The following is a 15,452-nucleotide window of genomic DNA, read 5'->3' on the forward strand; positions in this document are numbered from 1 at the left end:
GCGGCGAAGAAGTCCCCGAGAACGTGGCAGGCTTGGCACATGGCGCAGATCAATCCCAGCATCCTCTCCGCAGACTTCGCCCGCCTCGCGGACGAGGCCAAGGCCGTCGACGGCGCCGACTGGCTGCACGTCGACGTCATGGACAACCACTTCGTGCCCAATCTGACGCTGGGCGTGCCGATCGTCGAGTCGCTGAGCCGCGCGACCGCCACCCCCCTCGACTGCCACCTGATGATCGAGGACCCGGACCGCTGGGCGCCGCAGTACGTGGAGGCGGGCGCGGGCTCGGTCACCTTCCACGTCGAGGCCGCCGCCGCCCCGGTCCGGCTCGCCCGGGAGATCCGCGCCAAGGGCGCCCGGGCCTCCATGGCGCTCAGGCCGGCCACCCCCATCGAGCCCTTCGAGGACCTGCTCCCCGAGCTCGACATGCTGCTCATCATGACCGTGGAGCCCGGCTTCGGCGGCCAGGCGTTCCTCGACATCATGCTTCCCAAGATCCGCCGCACCCGCGAGCTGATCGCCAAGCACGGTCTGGAGCTGTGGCTCCAGGTCGACGGCGGCGTCTCCGAGGCGACCATCGAGCGCTGCGCCGAGGCGGGCGCCGACGTCTTCGTGGCCGGCTCGGCGGTCTACGGGGCGGCCGACCCGGCCGCCGCGGTGGCCGCGCTGCGGGACAGGGCGGACGCCGCCACGGCCGGTGCCGCGTGGGCATGTGGCCACTGAGCCTCCGGCCGGTGAACGCGGTCCGACGGGCCGCCGACAGGACTGATCAAGGCCCGCCGTTTCTGACAGGATGAACAGCGGGTCCAGAGTGTGAACGAACACGGATCGTGGACAGCGGTGCGTGAACAGCAGTGAGGAGATCGCGGTGGCGGGAATGTCGGCGGGACGATCAGCCCTGCGGATGGGCCCCGCGGAGCTGGTGCAGGCGGCGGCCATGGCGCGCCGCTTCTACCTGGAGGGGAAGTCCAAGATCCAGATCGCCGAGGAGTTCGGCGTGAGCCGCTTCAAGGTGGCCCGGGTCCTGGAGACCGCTCTGGAGCGGGATCTCGTACGCATCGAGATCCGGGTACCGGCCGAGCTGGACGCCGAACGCTCCGACGCGCTGCGCGCCCGCTACGGGCTCCGGCACGCGGTCGTCGTCGAGTCCCCGGCGGAGGACGACGAGTCGCCCGATCCGGAGAACCTCGGCGAGGTCGCGGCCGACCTGCTCGGCGAGCTGGTCACCGAGGGCGACGTCCTCGGCCTGGCCTGGGGCCGGTCGACCATCCACATGGCCGCCGCGCTCGACCGGCTGCCCCCGTGCACGGTCGTCCAGCTCACCGGCGTGTACGACGCCGGGACCGCCGAGCGCGGCTCGGTCGAGGCGGTCCGGCGCGCCGCCCAGGTCTCCGGCGGCGAGGCCCACCCCATCTACGCCCCCATGCTGCTGCCGGACCCGGCCACGGCCGCCGCCCTGCGCAGCCAGACCGGCATCGCCCGGGCCTTCGAGTACTTCGACAAGGTCACCGTCGCCTGCGTCTCCATCGGGTCCTGGGAGCCGGGCATCTCCACCGTCCACGACATGCTCTCCGAGGAGGAGCGCGCCCACTACGCCTCCCTGGGCGTGGCCGCCGAGATGTCCGCGCACCTCTTCGACGCCGAGGGCCGCCGGGTCGGGCGCGACCTGGGCGAGCGGTGCATCACCGTCGAGGCGGACCGGCTGCGCCGGATCCCCGAGGTCGTCGCGATCGCGGGCGGCCAGCGCAAGGCGGCGGCGATCGGCGCGGTGCTCCGCTCCGGCCTCGTCACCAGCCTGGTCACCGACCGCTCGGCCGCCGACCACCTGCTCACCGAGTCCAGCCCCGGCCCGCGCCCGGCCCTCGACCGCAAGGACCCGGACACGGGCACCGACGGACGCTGACGGGCGCCGCGGAGATCCGAGAAGGCACCGGAAGGGCGCCGGCCGTGCACACGGCCGGCGCCCTTCCGTCCGCCCGGGCGCGTCCGGGGGCGGGCCCCGGCGGGCGGTGACAGCATCGGGGCATGATCGCTCGCTGCGTCCGGCTGGGTCTCGCCGTCCTGGCCGGTCTCTCCCTGCTCCTGACCGGCTGCTCCGCCGGGACGGGCACCTCCACCGCCACCGCCGCCCCGTCCCGTACCACCGCGACGGCCGCCCCCGCCCCGTCCGCCGCCACCGCCTCGCGCGCCTCGGGACTGCCCACCGTGCGCGAGGCGGAGCTGCCGCCCGAGGCACGGGAGACCCTCGCGCTGATCCGTGCCGGCGGGCCCTTCCCGTACGCCAGGGACGGCGTCGTCTTCTCCAACTTCGAGCGGATCCTGCCGCTCCGGAAGCGCGGCTACTACCACGAGTACACCGTCCGCACCCCCGGCGAGCGCGACCGCGGGGCCCGCCGCGTCGTCACCGGCGGAGCGGGGGAGAGGTACTACACCGACGACCACTACGAGAGCTTCCGGGAGGTGGTCCCGGATGGCACTCGATGACGCCGTCGTCCTCGACCTGCGCGGGGTCACCGACAAGACCGCCTTCATGGACCGCTGCGTCCGGACCCTGCCGTTGCCCGTCCGCTTCGGGCGCAACTGGGACGCCCTCGCCGACTCCCTCGCCGATCTGCGCGAACCCATGGCGATCGTGGTGACCGGCTGGCACGCTTATGCCGAGGCCGAACCGGACGACTGGGCCGTCGCGCAGGAGGTCTTCTCCGCGGCTGCCGCCACCAGCCGTCAGGGTCTCGCGGTCCTCCTCTCGCTCGGTGGTTGGGAGGATCGCACAAGCGACACCACGCAAGGCTCGGACGATCCGACCGCACCGTCCCACGCCTCCGACGTGGGAGAATGAACTACGTGCTTTTTCCCCTGGCTGAAATGCCTAGGGGCCGATCCGAACGACTGGGATGTCAGCACGTGCGTTTCCTCAATGACGTCAAGCCGCCGTACGACCTCACGTACGACGATGTGTTCATGGTGCCGAGCCGGTCGGCCGTCGGCTCCCGACAGGCCGTGGACCTCTCCGCGCCGGACGGCACCGGCACGACGATCCCGCTGGTCGTCGCCAACATGACCGCGATCGCCGGCCGCCGCATGGCCGAGACCGTCGCCCGCCGGGGCGGCCTCGTCGTCATCCCCCAGGACATCCCGATCGAGGTCGTCACCGAGGTCATCTCCTGGGTGAAGGGCCGCCACCTGGTCCTCGACACCCCCATCGTGCTGGAGCCCCACCAGACCGTCGCCGACGCCCTCGCCCTGCTGCCCAAGCGGGCCCACGACGCCGGTGTCGTCGTCGACGAGCACCGCCGTCCCGTCGGCGTCGTCACCGACGCCGACCTCAGCGGCGTCGACCGCTTCACCCAGCTCTCCGAGGTCATGTCCAAGGACCTCCTCCTGCTGGACGCGGACATCGACCCCCGCGAGGCCTTCAATACCCTCGACGGCGCCAACCGCCGCTACGCCCCCGCGGTCGACGCGGACGGCAAGCTGGTCGGCATCCTCACCCGCAAGGGCGCCCTGCGCGCCACCCTGTACACCCCGGCCGTGGACGCGAACGGCCGGCTGCGGATCGCCGCCGCCGTCGGCATCAACGGCGACGTGGCCGGCAAGGCCAAGCAGCTGCTCGACGCGGGCGTCGACACCCTCGTCATCGACACCGCCCACGGGCACCAGGAGTCGATGATCTCCGCCATCCGGACCGTCCGGGCGCTCGACCCGCAGGTCCCGATCGTCGCCGGCAACATCGTCGCCGCCGAGGGCGTCAAGGACCTCATCGAGGCCGGCGCCGACATCATCAAGGTCGGCGTGGGCCCCGGCGCCATGTGCACCACCCGCATGATGACCGGTGTCGGCCGCCCGCAGTTCTCGGCCGTCCTGGAGTGCGCCGCCGAGGCGAAGAAGTACGGCAAGCACGTCTGGGCCGACGGCGGCGTCCGGCACCCGCGCGACGTCGCCATGGCGCTCGCCGCCGGCGCGTCCAACGTGATGATCGGCTCCTGGTTCGCCGGGACGTACGAGTCCCCCGGCGACCTCCACGAGGACGCCCAGGGCCGCGCCTACAAGGAGTCCTTCGGCATGGCGTCCGCCCGTGCCGTGCGCAACCGCACCTCGGACGAGTCCTCCTACGACCGCGCCCGCAAGGCGCTCTTCGAGGAGGGCATCTCGACTTCGCGGATGTTCCTCGACCCGCAGCGCCCCGGCGTCGAGGACCTGATTGACTCGATCATCGCCGGTGTCCGCTCCTCCTGCACCTACGCCGGTGCGGGCTCGCTCGCCGAGTTCGAGGAGAAGGCCGTCGTGGGCATCCAGTCCGCCGCCGGCTACGCCGAGGGCAAGCCGCTGCACGCCAGCTGGAGCTGACCCCTCGCCGCACGCGTGAGAGAGAGCCCCCGGGAGCGCCGCTCCCGGGGGCTCTCGGCGTCTCCCGGCGGGGCCGTGGGGTCAGGCGCGCGGCACTGCCCGCGCGGCCCCCAGCGCCGCCGCCACCGCCCCCGCCATCCGGGCGTGCCCCTCGTCGTTCGGATGGAGGCCGTCGGCCAGGTGCTCCGGGCCGAGCAGCGGACGCCCGGGGAGCAGCAGGAGGCGGGGATCGGCCGCCGCGAGGTCGCGGACCGCGCACTCCATGGCCCGCCGCAGCTCGGTGAGGGTCGCGCCGAGGGCGTTGCGGGTGTGCTCGGCGGCGGGACGGAGCACCGGGGAGACGAGGAGCAGCGGCGTACGGGGGTGGCCCCGCCGGATCAGGCCCACATAGGCCCGCACGGTGGCGTGCAGCCACTCCGGGGTGGCCGGCGCCCGGTCCCAGCAGTTGGTGCCGAACGCGAGAGTGATCAGCTCGCCCGGGAGCCGGGACAGCTGCTCCGCCAGGGGGAGCTCGCCGCGCGCCCCGCCGGCGTAGCCGAGGTTGACGGGATCGAGGCCCAGCGCGCGGCCCGCGACGGAGGGCCAGGAGCGGGCGGGCCGGGTGGACCACCAGCCCTCGGTGATCGAGTCGCCCTGGACCAGCCAGCGGGGCCGCGGCGGGGCGGGGGAGAGGGCCCCGTCCACGGCGCGCAGGGCGCGCACGACGGGCGCCTGGCCCTCCGGCAGGTGGACGGTGAACTCTCCGCCGCCCGGCGGGAGCCGGAGCCGCACCACGGCCTCCGCCGCCGGCTCCGCGAAGACCTCGGCGATCCACCGCCGGCCCCGCCAGAGCTCGAACGCGTGCCGCAGCGACCGCAGTTCGTCGTCGGCCGGCGGCACGGCCGCCCGGTAGCGCAGCTCCACCGCCGTCGTGCCGGGCGCGGCGCGGAACTCGACCCGCACCCCGATCGGCAGCGCCGCCCGCTCCGCGATGTCCCACGGCAGGCGTGCCAGGTCGGCGGGGTCGGCCCGGACCGGCCGGTCGCCGTCCCGCCAGGCCGTGCCGCGCAGAAAGGGTTCGGGCTCCAGCCAGCTCACTGTGCACCTCCGGTCGGCCGCGTGCAGGGTGGTCCACGGGGATCGAGGAGTCAAGGCACGCGCACCGCACTCCTCACCGCCCCCGATGTGTCGATTCATGCGGGGGCGCGCAATGTTTCCCCGTCCGCGCCCCAAGTGCGCAATGATCATCTGCCACTGCGCAACAACACTGCATTACGGATGCGAATCGGGGCGCTAGGCTCATCCCTCGTACCAGGAGTGGCGGGGACCGCCTGCTCGGCGGACTTCCTGCCCCCGTGGGCTGCTTCGGCATGCCCGCGGACCCGGCACGCGGCCGTCGCGGTCCCCGTCGTACCGACAGGCAGCGATAAGGAGCCCCCCGCAGTGCTGGACCACGGCGCAGCCCCACCGGTCGAGTCCCCGACCGCCCGCAAGACCACCCTCCTGACCTCCCTCACCCGCCGCAAGCCGGTGGAACGCCTGGTCGCGGAGGGTGGGCAGGGCGAGGGCGGCACCCTCCGCCGCTCGCTCTCCATGTGGCAGCTGACCATGATCAGCATCGGCGCCACCCTCGGTACCGGCATCTTCGTCGTCCTCGGCGAGGCCGTCCCCGAGGCCGGCCCGGCTGTGACGCTGGCCTTCGTCTTCGCCGGTCTCACCGCGCTCTTCTCGGCCCTCTCGTACGCCGAGCTGGCCGGCACCATCCCGGTCGCGGGCTCCTCCTATTCGTATGCGTACGCAACGCTGGGCGAGCTCGTCGCCTGGGTGTGCGGCTGGTGCCTGATGCTGGAGTACGGCGTCTCGGTCGCCGCCGTGGCCGTCGGCTGGGGCGAGTACCTGAACGAACTGCTTGACGGCACGATCGGCGTCACGCTCCCGGACGCGCTCAGCGCGCCGCCCGGTGACGGCGGCTACTTCAACCTGCCGGCGCTGATAGTCGTCGTCCTCGCCATGCTCTTCCTGCTCGGCGGTGCCAAGGAGTCGGCCCGCGCGAACACGATCATGGTCGTGGTGAAGATCGCCGCCCTGGTGCTCTTCTGCGCCGTCGGCTTCATGGGCTTCAAGTCCGGCAACTACTCCGACTTCATGCCGCTCGGCATCGGGAGCGTCGGCGCCGCCGGGGCCATCCTCTTCTTCTCGTACATCGGCTTCGACGCCGCCTCCACGGCCGGCGAGGAGGCCAAGAACCCCAAGCGCGACCTGCCCCGGGCGATCATGCTCTCGCTCGTCATCGTGACCGCGCTGTACGTCCTCGTCGCGGCCGTCGCCGTCGGCGCCTGGGACTGGAAGAAGTTCGCGGGCACCGACGCCACCCTCGCCGCGATCATGAACGACGTCACCGGCCAGAGCTTCTGGGGCACCCTGCTCGCCGCCGGCGCCGTCATCTCCATCGCCAGCGTCGTCCTCACCGTCCTCTACGGCCAGACCCGCATCCTCTTCGCGATGTCCCGCGACGGCCTCGTCCCCAAGGTCTTCGGCAAGGTCGACGCGAAGACCGGCACCCCGCGCACCAACACCCTCATCGTCTCGCTGCTCTGCGGCGGCCTCGCGGCCGTCGTCCCGCTCGGCGAGCTGGTCAACGCCACCAGCATCGGCACGCTCTTCGCGTTCGCCCTGGTCAACGTCGCCGTCGTGGTGCTCCGCTTCACCCGCCCCGACATGGAGCGCTCCTTCAAGGTCCCCTTCGGTCCGGTCTTCGCCGTCCTCGGCTTCCTCTGCTGCGGATACAGCATGTACAGCCTCGACCTGATCACCTGGGCGTACTTCGGTGCCTGGATGGCCGTGGGCCTCGTGTTCTACTTCCTGTACGGCATGCACCGCTCCCGACTGGCCACCGACGCAGAGAAGTGATCCACCCGTAGTGCGACTCAACGACCTCGACGAACGCATCGTCCACGCCCTCGCGGAGGACGCCCGCCGCAGCTACGCCGACATCGGCGCTCTCGTCGGGCTCTCCGCGCCCGCCGTGAAGCGGCGCGTGGACCGGCTCCGGGCCGAGGGCGCCATCACCGGCTTCACCGTACGGGTGGATCCGGCGGCGCTCGGCTGGGAGACGGAGGGGTTCGTCGAGATCTACTGCCGCCACAACACCTCGCCGGACGACATCCGGCGAGGTCTGGAGCGGTATCCGGAGGTGGTGTCCGCGTCGACCGTCACCGGTGACGCGGACGCCGTCGTCCAGGTCTTCGCCTCCGACATGCGCCACTTCGAGCGCGTGCTGGAGCGGATCGCGGGCGAGCCCTTCGTCGAGCGCACCAAGTCCGTCCTGGTGCTCTCGCCGCTGCTGCGGCGCTTCTCCTCGGGCTCGCCCGCCTGACGGGCTAGTCCGCCATGCCGTCGTAGACCCACGGCAGCACCCGGAAGTCCCCGCCGCCCCGCACGACCTTCTCGTGCGGGGCGGCGGCGTTGCACGGCGGCACGTCGTCCGTCTGCGGCGTGGAGGCCAGCCAGCTGTAGCCCAGCCGGTCGCGCTTCCCGTCGTCGAGCACCGACACCCCGACGCGCTTCCCGTCGAGCCCCGGCACGTTCGTCTCCCGGACGATCCCGGTGACGGTCGCCACGGGGCCGCCGGTGGCGAGGCAGTCGACCTCCACCACGGCGGTGAAGGTCTCGTCGCCGACGGAGTGCTCGTACCGGAAGGTCCCGGTCGCGGCGAGCGGATCGTTGCGGTCGGCCCGGGCCAGGTGCGCGTCGAAGGCGAAGCGCACCTTCTGCCGGGTGGCCGGGTCGCGGTCCAGCCAGGCGGACCCGGTCAGTGCCGCGGCCTCGCGCGGCACCCCGCCCCGGCCCTCCCCGGCGGTGGCGAGGGTGGCGGCCGGGGAGCCCGAGGCCCCGGCGGAGGCGGTCGCGGAGCCGGCGGCCCCGGCGGTGACGAGCAGGGCGGCGGCGACGGCGACGATCTTCGTACGGCGGTTCACGGCGGTCCTTCCGGCAGGTCGATCGGACGTCCCCCACTCTTCCGCCCGGGCCCCGCCGGGTCGTCGCGCCGGCGGACGATCCGGGGGTACGCCGCCGGTCGCGCGGCGCGTACGACCACGGTCGGATGGCCGCGCAACGAATCGCCGCCAGGGTCGTACATCGCGCAACGGTTCGACGGTCGGTCCGCAACGGTCCCGTCTTGTCCGTGGAGCGCCCGGAACCGTACCGTTTTGAACGTCTCCCCGAGACCCCCTCCCTCCCCTCCGCCCCCACGAGGACTCACCATGCCCGCGTTGCGCACCGCCCTGCTCCAGAGCTCCGGCCGGCTCGGTGACGTGACCGCCAACCTGCGGATCCTGGACGAGGCGGCCGGCCGCGCCGCCGCCGCCGGGGCGGGCGTGCTGCTCGCCCCCGAGCTCTTCCTCACCGGCTACGCGATCGGCGCCGACATCGCCCGCCTGGCCGAGCCGGCCGACGGCCCCTCCGCCCGCGAGGTCGCCGCCATCGCCGCCCGTCACGGCCTGGCCGTCGGCTACGGCTACCCGGAGCGCGACGCCGAGCGGCACGGCGTGATCTACAACGCCGCCGCGCTCTTCGGCGCCGACGGCGAGCCGCTCGCGCACTACCGCAAGACCCACCTCTTCGGCGACTTCGAGCTGAAGTGGTTCACCCCGGGCGACGAGCCCCTGGTCCAGGCCCGCATCGGCGACCTCACCGTCGGCCTGATGATCTGCTACGACGTCGAGTTCCCCGAGAACGTCCGGGCGCAGGCGCTGGCCGGCACGGACCTCCTCCTCGTGCCGACCGCGCTGATGCACCCCGCCGAGATCGTGCCGCTGTCCGTGGTCCCGGTCCGCGCCTTCGAGAACCAGCTGTACATCGCCTACGCCAACCGGGCCGGCGCCGAGGGCGACTTCGAGTTCGTCGGCCTCTCGGTGCTCGCGGGCCCCGACGGCACCGCACGGACCCGCGCCGGGCGGAGCGCCGACCTCGTCCTCGGCGACGTCGACCCCGACGTCCTGGCGGCGTCCCGCGCGGAGAACCCGTACCTCCGCGACCGCAGGCCGGGCCTGTACGGCTCGCTCGTCTGAGCCGTCCCCGCCGCGCCCCCTCGATCTTCCCGCCCCACCCCCGTGCAAGGAGTCCGTACCCCATGACGTCCACCGTGCCCAACGCCGTCGAGCACGCCGACGAGCAGCAGCCGCCGATCACCATGTTCGGCCCGGACTTCCCGTACGCCTACGACGACTTCCTGGCGCACCCGGCCGGCCTCGGCCAGATACCCGCGACCGAGCACGGCACCGAGGTCGCGGTCGTCGGCGGCGGCCTGTCCGGCATCATCGCCGCGTACGAGCTGATGAAGATGGGCCTCAAGCCCGTCGTCTACGAGGCCGACCAGATCGGCGGCCGGCTGCGCACGGTCGGTTTCGAGGGGCCGGAGACCGAGGGCCTGACGGCGGAGATGGGCGCCATGCGCTTCCCGCCCTCCTCCACCGCCCTCCAGCACTACATCGACCTCGTCGGCCTGACGACCTCGCCGTTCCCGAACCCGCTGGCCGAGGCCACCCCCTCGACCGTCGTCGACCTCAAGGGCGAGTCGCACTACGCCGAGACCGTCGACGACCTGCCGCAGGTCTACCGCGACGTCGCCGCCGCCTGGAACAAGTGCCTCGACGAGGGCGCCGACTTCTCCGACATGAACCGGGCGATGCGCGAGCGCGACGTCCCCCGGATCCGCGAGATCTGGGCGAAGCTGGTCGAGAAGCTCGACAACCAGACCTTCTACGGCTTCCTCTGCGAGTCCGAGGCGTTCAAGTCCTTCCGGCACCGCGAGATCTTCGGCCAGGTCGGCTTCGGCACCGGCGGCTGGGACACCGACTTCCCCAACTCCATCCTGGAGATCCTCCGGGTCGTCTACACCGAGGCCGACGACCACCACCGCGGCATCGTCGGCGGCTCGCAGCAGCTGCCGCTGCGCCTGTGGGAGCGCGAGCCGGAGAAGATCATCCACTGGGCGCAGGGCACCTCGCTGGCCTCCCTGCACGACGGCGGCCTGCCGAAGCCGGCCGTCACCCGGCTGAACCGCACGGCGGGCAACCGGATCACCGTCACCGACTCCTCCGGCGACATCCGCACCTACCAGGCGGCGATCTTCACCGCCCAGTCGTGGATGCTGCTCTCCAAGATCGCCTGTGACGACTCGCTCTTCCCGATCGACCACTGGACGGCGATCGAGCGCACCCACTACATGGAGTCCTCGAAGCTCTTCGTCCCCGTGGACCGGCCGTTCTGGCTGGACAAGGACGAGGAGACCGGCCGGGACGTCATGTCGATGACGCTGACCGACCGGATGACCCGCGGCACCTACCTCCTGGACGACGGCCCGGACAAGCCGGCCACCATCTGCCTCTCGTACACGTGGTGCGACGACAGCCTGAAGTGGCTGCCGCTCTCCGCGAAGGAGCGGATGGAGGTCATGCTGAAGTCGCTCGGCGAGATCTACCCCAAGGTCGACATCCGGAAGCACATCATCGGCAACCCGGTGACGGTCTCCTGGGAGAACGAGCCCTACTTCATGGGCGCCTTCAAGGCCAACCTGCCGGGCCACTACCGCTACCAGCGGCGCCTCTTCACCCACTTCATGCAGGACCGCCTGCCCGAGGACAAGCGGGGCATCTTCCTCGCGGGCGACGACATCTCGTGGACGGCCGGCTGGGCCGAGGGCGCGGTGCAGACGGCGCTCAACGCGGTGTGGGGCGTGATGCACCACTTCGGTGGCGCGACCGACGGCACCAACCCGGGCCCGGGCGACGTCTACGACGAGATCGCCCCGGTCGAGCTGCCGGAGGACTGAGTCCGTACGGCGCTCAGGGCCTGGCCAGGGGCGTGAGCAGCATCCGTCCCACCAGGCCCACCGAGCGGTCGAGCCGCTCGGTGAACTCGCCCGCGAGTCCGGGCATCGCCCGCAGCTGCCACAGCGAGCGGGCGGCCAGCCAGGCCCCGTCGCGGGCCCGGTCCAGGCTCCAGCAGCCGAGCAGATGCGTCAGCGGGTCCGCGATCTCCAGGAGGTCCGGGCCCGGCATCAGTTCCTCGCGGATCCGCTCCTCCAGCAGGACGAGGACGTCGCCGACCCGGTCGAACTCGTCCTCCAGGTCCGCGGGACCGCACTCCAGCGTGGAGCAGGCGTCCACCACGGCGAGCGCCAGGTCGTGCCCGATGTGGGCGTTGATCCCGGCGAGCGCGAACTGCAGCGGGGTCACTCCGGGGTGGCGGCGGTAGTGGAAGAGGGGCCGCCAGCAGGCCGGCCCGGGGACGCCGGAGGTGTGGGCGTCGACGGCGGCGAGATACCGCTCGGCGAACCGCACGTCCAGGGTGGCGGCCGCGCGCCGGTCCTCGAAGGCGCCCGCCGCGAGGGCGTGGCCGATCTCCTCGGTGACGGTGAGGTACACCCGGTTGAAGACGGCGACGCCGTCGGCCGGGTGCCAGGCCGCCCGCAGCGACCGCATCCGGTCCACGACGGGGTCGACCGCCACGAACTGCCCGATCCGTTCATCCGTCCACTGGGTCTGCGCCATGGGGGCAGACTCCCAGGCGCGGGGCCCGGGAGGGAGCCTCCCGGGCCCGGCTTCGCCGGAACGGGCGAATACCTCGGCTCTTCGCCGTGTCGCCGGGGTCCTTCTCGTACGGTCGATTCTCGGGCGGCTGTTTCTCGTACGATCGTCTCTCGTACGGCCCTCTCTCCGTACGGCGGCGGTCAGCGGGACCGGACACCGCGCAGCGCGTGCTCGAGGAGCTCCCAGGGGTCGGCGGGGTCGAGCTCGCCCCGGGCCGCCCGGTCCAGGAGCCCGGCGAAGCAGGCCAGGTAGACGGCCTGCCGGTCCTGGACGCCGGTCTCCTTCTCCAGACGCCGCGCCACACCGTCCTGGAGGCCGCCGCCGTGGTGGACGGCGATCTTCTTGCGCCACGCGATCGGCTCGGAGACACGGCGGCCCATCGCGGTGCGCAGGTGGTACTTCTCCCGGCCTTCGCGGACCTTGCACTCGGGGGTGGTCTCCAGCGCGACCCGCATCACCGGCCAGGACCAGAAGGGGTGATGGGTGGTCGTGCCGTACGCCAGCGGCATCCGGTTGGACAGCTCGTTGCTGCGCCGGGTGCGGTCGACGGCCGAGAGGACCTGCTCGATCAGGTCGTCGCGGTGGTCGAAGGGCCGGTAGAGGCCGGCGTTGACGAGGTCGCTGCCGTAGCCGGTCAGCAGGACCTCGTCCGCGGGGACGGCGCCGAGCCGCTGCACCGTCGTGGCGGTCAGCGCGACCTCGACGACCTCGGAGTCGGCGAGCCCCAGCCAGCGGACCGTCTCCGGTATGGAGGCGATGATCTGGTCCTCGGTCAGATGGACGGGCTCCAGACCGATGCCGAGTTCCGCGCAGAGCTCGGCCGCGTCGTCGAGCTCGTCGCCCCACGGGCTCGCCACGCTGTACGGGGTGACGGGGAGGCCGGCGCGGGCCGCCAGGTACGTCACGGTCCCGGAGTCGATGCCCCCGGACAGGAGCGTGGCGTAGCCGGTGCCCTCCGGAGCGGTCGCGTCGACGCGTGCGATCTCCGAGGCGAGCGCCTCCAGTTGAGCCTCGCCGGCGGCCAGCGGGTCGTCCCGGTGCGGAGTGCGGAAGTCGCCCAGGACGTCGTGCTCGTCGCCCGCCTCCGTGAGCCAGCGCCCGCCGGTACGACGGGTCCGCCGCACGGTGGCGTGCCGCAGCCGGCTCACGTCGGCCACCAGCGTGCCGGACTCGTGGCCCGGGGCGCTGCCCTGGAAGCGGACGGCCAGGCCGAGGGCGGGGAGCACCAGCGGGGCGAGGAGCAGGTCCGTGAAGTAGGCGAAGAGACCCCGCGAACGGTTGACCGCGTAGTAGACGGGGTTCTCGTTGAGCGCCGAGACCCGGGCGGTGACGCCGTCCGGCTCGATGCGCAGGGTCGAGGCGGCACCGCCGGGGGAGGGCGGGGCCAGCGTGGCGACGTCGACGGTGAACGGGGGGTTCTCGGGCAGGCGTACCCCCTCCGGACCGCGGTAGTGGACCTTCAGGTCGCCGAGGTCGGCGGTCTGGGTGGCGAGGTGTCCCAGGTCGGGCAGGGAGGCGTTGGTGACGACGCACCACTTGCTGACGGGAGTCATGTTCGGGCCTTTCCGGTGAGGCGGCGGGGGGCGGGGCGGCGGCGAGGGGGCCGGCGGCCCGCCCCGGTCGTGTGGGCGGCGCGAGGGGCGCGGGTGCGGGGGAGCTCGGGGGAGCGGAGGCCCGGGCCGAGGGCGCGGCCGTGGGAGTCGACGGGGGCCTCTCGTGGGCCTTGTGGTGAGCCGGTCTGCGGCCCCGGGACGAGCCGGTCACGGGGCCTGGGGTGCGGGGTCCGCGGGTGAGCCGGTCCGCCCCCCGGGCGTCGGCTCGCGGCTCAGTGCCCCGGCGGGCCGGGGGTGGTCTCAGCCGTCCAGGCGACGACGCCGCCCTGGAGGTGCACGGCGTCGGTGAAGCCCGCCTCGTGGACGGCGGCCAGGACCGCTCGCGTACGCACGCCCGTCCGGCAGTAGAAGACGGGCAGGCGGTCCGCCCGCAGGGTCGGCAGCGCCGAGCCGTCGAGCCAGGAAGCCTGGGGCACCAGCCGGGCCCCGGGAATGCGGACGAGCTCCCACTCGTGGGGTTCCCGGACGTCGATGAGATCGAGTGGGGCCCGGCGGTCGAGCAGTTCCCTGAGCGCCGCGGGGGTGAGGGCGGCGGAGTCCCCGGGCTCCGGCGGGCCGTCGCTCATACCTCGCCCCGGGCCGGGTACTCGTTCTCGTTGATCCACCGGACGGTCTCGACCACCTCGTCCAGGTGGGGGCGGAGGAACGGCATGGACGTGCGCACCGCCGCGTACAGGGTGCCGTCGGGGCGGACGAGGAAGAGGCCGGGCTCGCCGAACTCGTCCGGGTTGCCTTCGTTGATGGCCTTCGAGACGTACAGGCCCCACTCCCGCATCGACTCCAGGCTCAGCCCGTACCCGACGGGCACCCGGGTGAGGTCCCACTCCTCGACGGCCCGCCGGGCGCGGTCGATCCCGTCGCCGCTCACCGCCACCACCGAGGTCACCCCGACCTCGGCCAGTGCGGGCACGAGGGAGTCGAGGTGCGTCACGTGGGTGCGGCACAGCGGGCAGTGCACGCCCCGGTAGAAGACCACGAGGGTGAAGCTCTCGGGGCGCTGGTCGGCGAGGACCCAGCGTCCGCCGCCGACCAGCGGGACGTCGAGGGCGGGCACGGGCTGTCTGGGCTTGAGCATCGCGGACTCCTGTACGGGACGGGTGGGAAGGGACGGCGTCTTCGGCGGTGTGCCGGCGCGGGAGGCCGGTTCAGGGCGCGGTCCGGCCGGGCGGACGGGACGGGGCGGGGACGGGGGAGGCGGCGGGCAGGGAGACGGCCGTGAGCAGCAGGCCCCGCCGCACGGTCCACAGCCCCCGGAAACCGTTCGGGAGCGGCGGACCCGCCGGCGGACCCGGCCGTGCCGGGTCCGCCGTGAAGGACCGGGAGGGCACGTCGAAGGTCACCGTGACGTCCTCGAACCCGAGCCAGCCGCCGGTGAGGGGATGCCACGCCTTGTAGACGCTCTCCTTCGCGCTGAACAACAGCCGGTCCCAGCAGACGCCGAGGTGGAGGGCGGACAACTCGGCGAGATGGCAGCGCTCCTGACGGTTCGTGATCATCCTGAGGGCTCCGCCGCCGCCGATCGGGAGGTTCGGCTCCGCGTCCAGGCCGACGGCTCGCACCGCCTCGGAGCGGGCCACCACGGCGGCCCGGTAGCCGGCGCAGTGCGTCATGCTGCCGACCGTCGACGGCGGCCACACCGGGGCTCCCCGGGGTCCGCGCGGTATCGGCCCGGGAACCTCGCCGAGCCCCGCCAGGGCGGCCCGCGCACAGGCGCGAGTGGTGGCGAACTCGCGGCGCCTCCCGGGTACGGCCCCGGCCACGCACCGCTCCTCCTCCTCGAAGAGCGGCACAGGGCGGGCCGGGTCGCCGAAGGACTCGGCGACCCGGTGCGGCGCGGGCAGCAGTTCCCCGATCAGCGCCACGCCCCCGGGCGCCCCGCCGCCCGGTCCGGGCGCGTTCGCGGTCTGATCCACGGGACGGC

16 protein-coding genes are annotated in these 15,452 nt (G+C 73.1%); 9 read left to right on the forward strand and 7 right to left on the reverse strand.

Annotated elements, in window-relative coordinates; translation table 11 throughout:
- Positions 1-39 precede the first annotated feature (39 nt).
- The 5 genes from rpe (at position 40) to ACFYT9_RS32575 (ending at position 4,347) form a co-directional block, all read left to right on the forward strand.
- A complete protein-coding gene (gene rpe, locus ACFYT9_RS32555; RefSeq protein WP_376604047.1) occupies positions 40-723 on the forward strand; it encodes a ribulose-phosphate 3-epimerase in 684 nt (227 codons plus the stop codon).
- A 121-nt stretch (positions 724-844) separates the two neighbouring features.
- Positions 845-1,903 (forward strand): sugar-binding transcriptional regulator, encoded by a 1,059-nt coding sequence (locus ACFYT9_RS32560; RefSeq protein WP_387277815.1) that lies wholly within the window; start codon positions 845-847, stop codon positions 1,901-1,903.
- 122 nt (positions 1,904-2,025) lie between these two features.
- The gene (locus tag ACFYT9_RS32565; RefSeq protein WP_389169371.1) at positions 2,026-2,484 is read left to right on the forward strand and encodes a ribonuclease domain-containing protein; all 459 of its coding nucleotides are present in this window, start codon (positions 2,026-2,028) and stop codon (positions 2,482-2,484) included.
- Positions 2,471-2,839: a barstar family protein gene (locus ACFYT9_RS32570; protein WP_376605778.1), complete on the forward strand. Its 369-nt coding sequence runs from the start codon at positions 2,471-2,473 to the stop codon at positions 2,837-2,839. Before ACFYT9_RS32565 ends, ACFYT9_RS32570 begins: the two co-directional genes overlap by 14 nt.
- Before the next feature lie 65 nt (positions 2,840-2,904).
- Positions 2,905-4,347 carry a GuaB1 family IMP dehydrogenase-related protein gene (locus ACFYT9_RS32575; RefSeq protein WP_376605776.1) on the forward strand — a complete coding sequence of 481 codons (1,443 nt, stop codon included), beginning with the start codon at positions 2,905-2,907 and terminating at the stop codon, positions 4,345-4,347.
- A gap of 81 nt (positions 4,348-4,428) precedes the next feature.
- Here ACFYT9_RS32575 and ACFYT9_RS32580 read toward each other — a convergent pair whose 3' ends face one another.
- The gene (locus tag ACFYT9_RS32580; RefSeq protein WP_389169373.1) at positions 4,429-5,424 is read right to left on the reverse strand and encodes a GDSL-type esterase/lipase family protein; all 996 of its coding nucleotides are present in this window, start codon (positions 5,422-5,424) and stop codon (positions 4,429-4,431) included.
- 345 nt (positions 5,425-5,769) lie between these two features.
- Between ACFYT9_RS32580 and ACFYT9_RS32585 the strand changes: the two genes are divergently transcribed.
- Both ACFYT9_RS32585 and ACFYT9_RS32590 read left to right on the forward strand, forming a co-directional pair.
- Positions 5,770-7,236 carry an amino acid permease gene (locus ACFYT9_RS32585; RefSeq protein WP_389169375.1) on the forward strand — a complete coding sequence of 489 codons (1,467 nt, stop codon included), beginning with the start codon at positions 5,770-5,772 and terminating at the stop codon, positions 7,234-7,236.
- 10 nt (positions 7,237-7,246) lie between these two features.
- Positions 7,247-7,702 carry an Lrp/AsnC family transcriptional regulator gene (locus tag ACFYT9_RS32590; RefSeq protein WP_362371903.1) on the forward strand — a complete coding sequence of 152 codons (456 nt, stop codon included), beginning with the start codon at positions 7,247-7,249 and terminating at the stop codon, positions 7,700-7,702.
- Positions 7,703-7,706: 4 nt separating this feature from the next.
- On the opposite strand, the gene ACFYT9_RS32595 is transcribed toward ACFYT9_RS32590, so the two are convergent.
- A complete protein-coding gene (locus ACFYT9_RS32595; protein WP_389169377.1) occupies positions 7,707-8,303 on the reverse strand; it encodes a Repetin in 597 nt (198 codons plus the stop codon).
- 285 nt (positions 8,304-8,588) lie between these two features.
- On the opposite strand from ACFYT9_RS32595, the gene ACFYT9_RS32600 reads away from it, so the two are divergent.
- On the forward strand, positions 8,589-9,395 hold the full coding sequence (locus ACFYT9_RS32600) for a carbon-nitrogen hydrolase family protein (RefSeq protein ID WP_376604125.1): 807 nt from the start codon (positions 8,589-8,591) through the stop codon (positions 9,393-9,395).
- 62 nt (positions 9,396-9,457) lie between these two features.
- A complete protein-coding gene (locus ACFYT9_RS32605; RefSeq protein ID WP_387278628.1) occupies positions 9,458-11,158 on the forward strand; it encodes a flavin monoamine oxidase family protein in 1,701 nt (566 codons plus the stop codon).
- Positions 11,159-11,171: 13 nt separating this feature from the next.
- Here the strand turns inward: ACFYT9_RS32605 and ACFYT9_RS32610 are convergent, their stop codons facing one another.
- The 5 genes from ACFYT9_RS32610 to ACFYT9_RS32630 form a co-directional block, all read right to left on the reverse strand.
- Positions 11,172-11,879, reverse strand: a complete 708-nt coding sequence (locus ACFYT9_RS32610; RefSeq protein WP_387278626.1) for a DUF5995 family protein — start codon at positions 11,877-11,879, stop codon at positions 11,172-11,174.
- 179 nt (positions 11,880-12,058) lie between these two features.
- Positions 12,059-13,471: an asparagine synthase-related protein gene (locus ACFYT9_RS32615; protein WP_389169380.1), complete on the reverse strand. Its 1,413-nt coding sequence runs from the start codon at positions 13,469-13,471 to the stop codon at positions 12,059-12,061.
- A gap of 272 nt (positions 13,472-13,743) precedes the next feature.
- A complete protein-coding gene (locus tag ACFYT9_RS32620) occupies positions 13,744-14,097 on the reverse strand; it encodes a rhodanese-like domain-containing protein (protein WP_389169382.1) in 354 nt (117 codons plus the stop codon).
- Positions 14,094-14,606 (reverse strand): peroxiredoxin-like family protein, encoded by a 513-nt coding sequence (locus ACFYT9_RS32625; protein ID WP_389169384.1) that lies wholly within the window; start codon positions 14,604-14,606, stop codon positions 14,094-14,096. Before ACFYT9_RS32625 ends, ACFYT9_RS32620 begins: the two co-directional genes overlap by 4 nt.
- 70 nt (positions 14,607-14,676) lie before the next feature.
- Positions 14,677-15,444: a 4'-phosphopantetheinyl transferase gene (locus ACFYT9_RS32630; protein WP_389169386.1), complete on the reverse strand. Its 768-nt coding sequence runs from the start codon at positions 15,442-15,444 to the stop codon at positions 14,677-14,679.
- Between the last annotated feature and the right edge of the window lie 8 nt (positions 15,445-15,452).

Source organism: Streptomyces sp. NPDC004435 (genome assembly GCF_042873895.1).
Classification (GTDB): domain Bacteria; phylum Actinomycetota; class Actinomycetes; order Streptomycetales; family Streptomycetaceae; genus Streptomyces.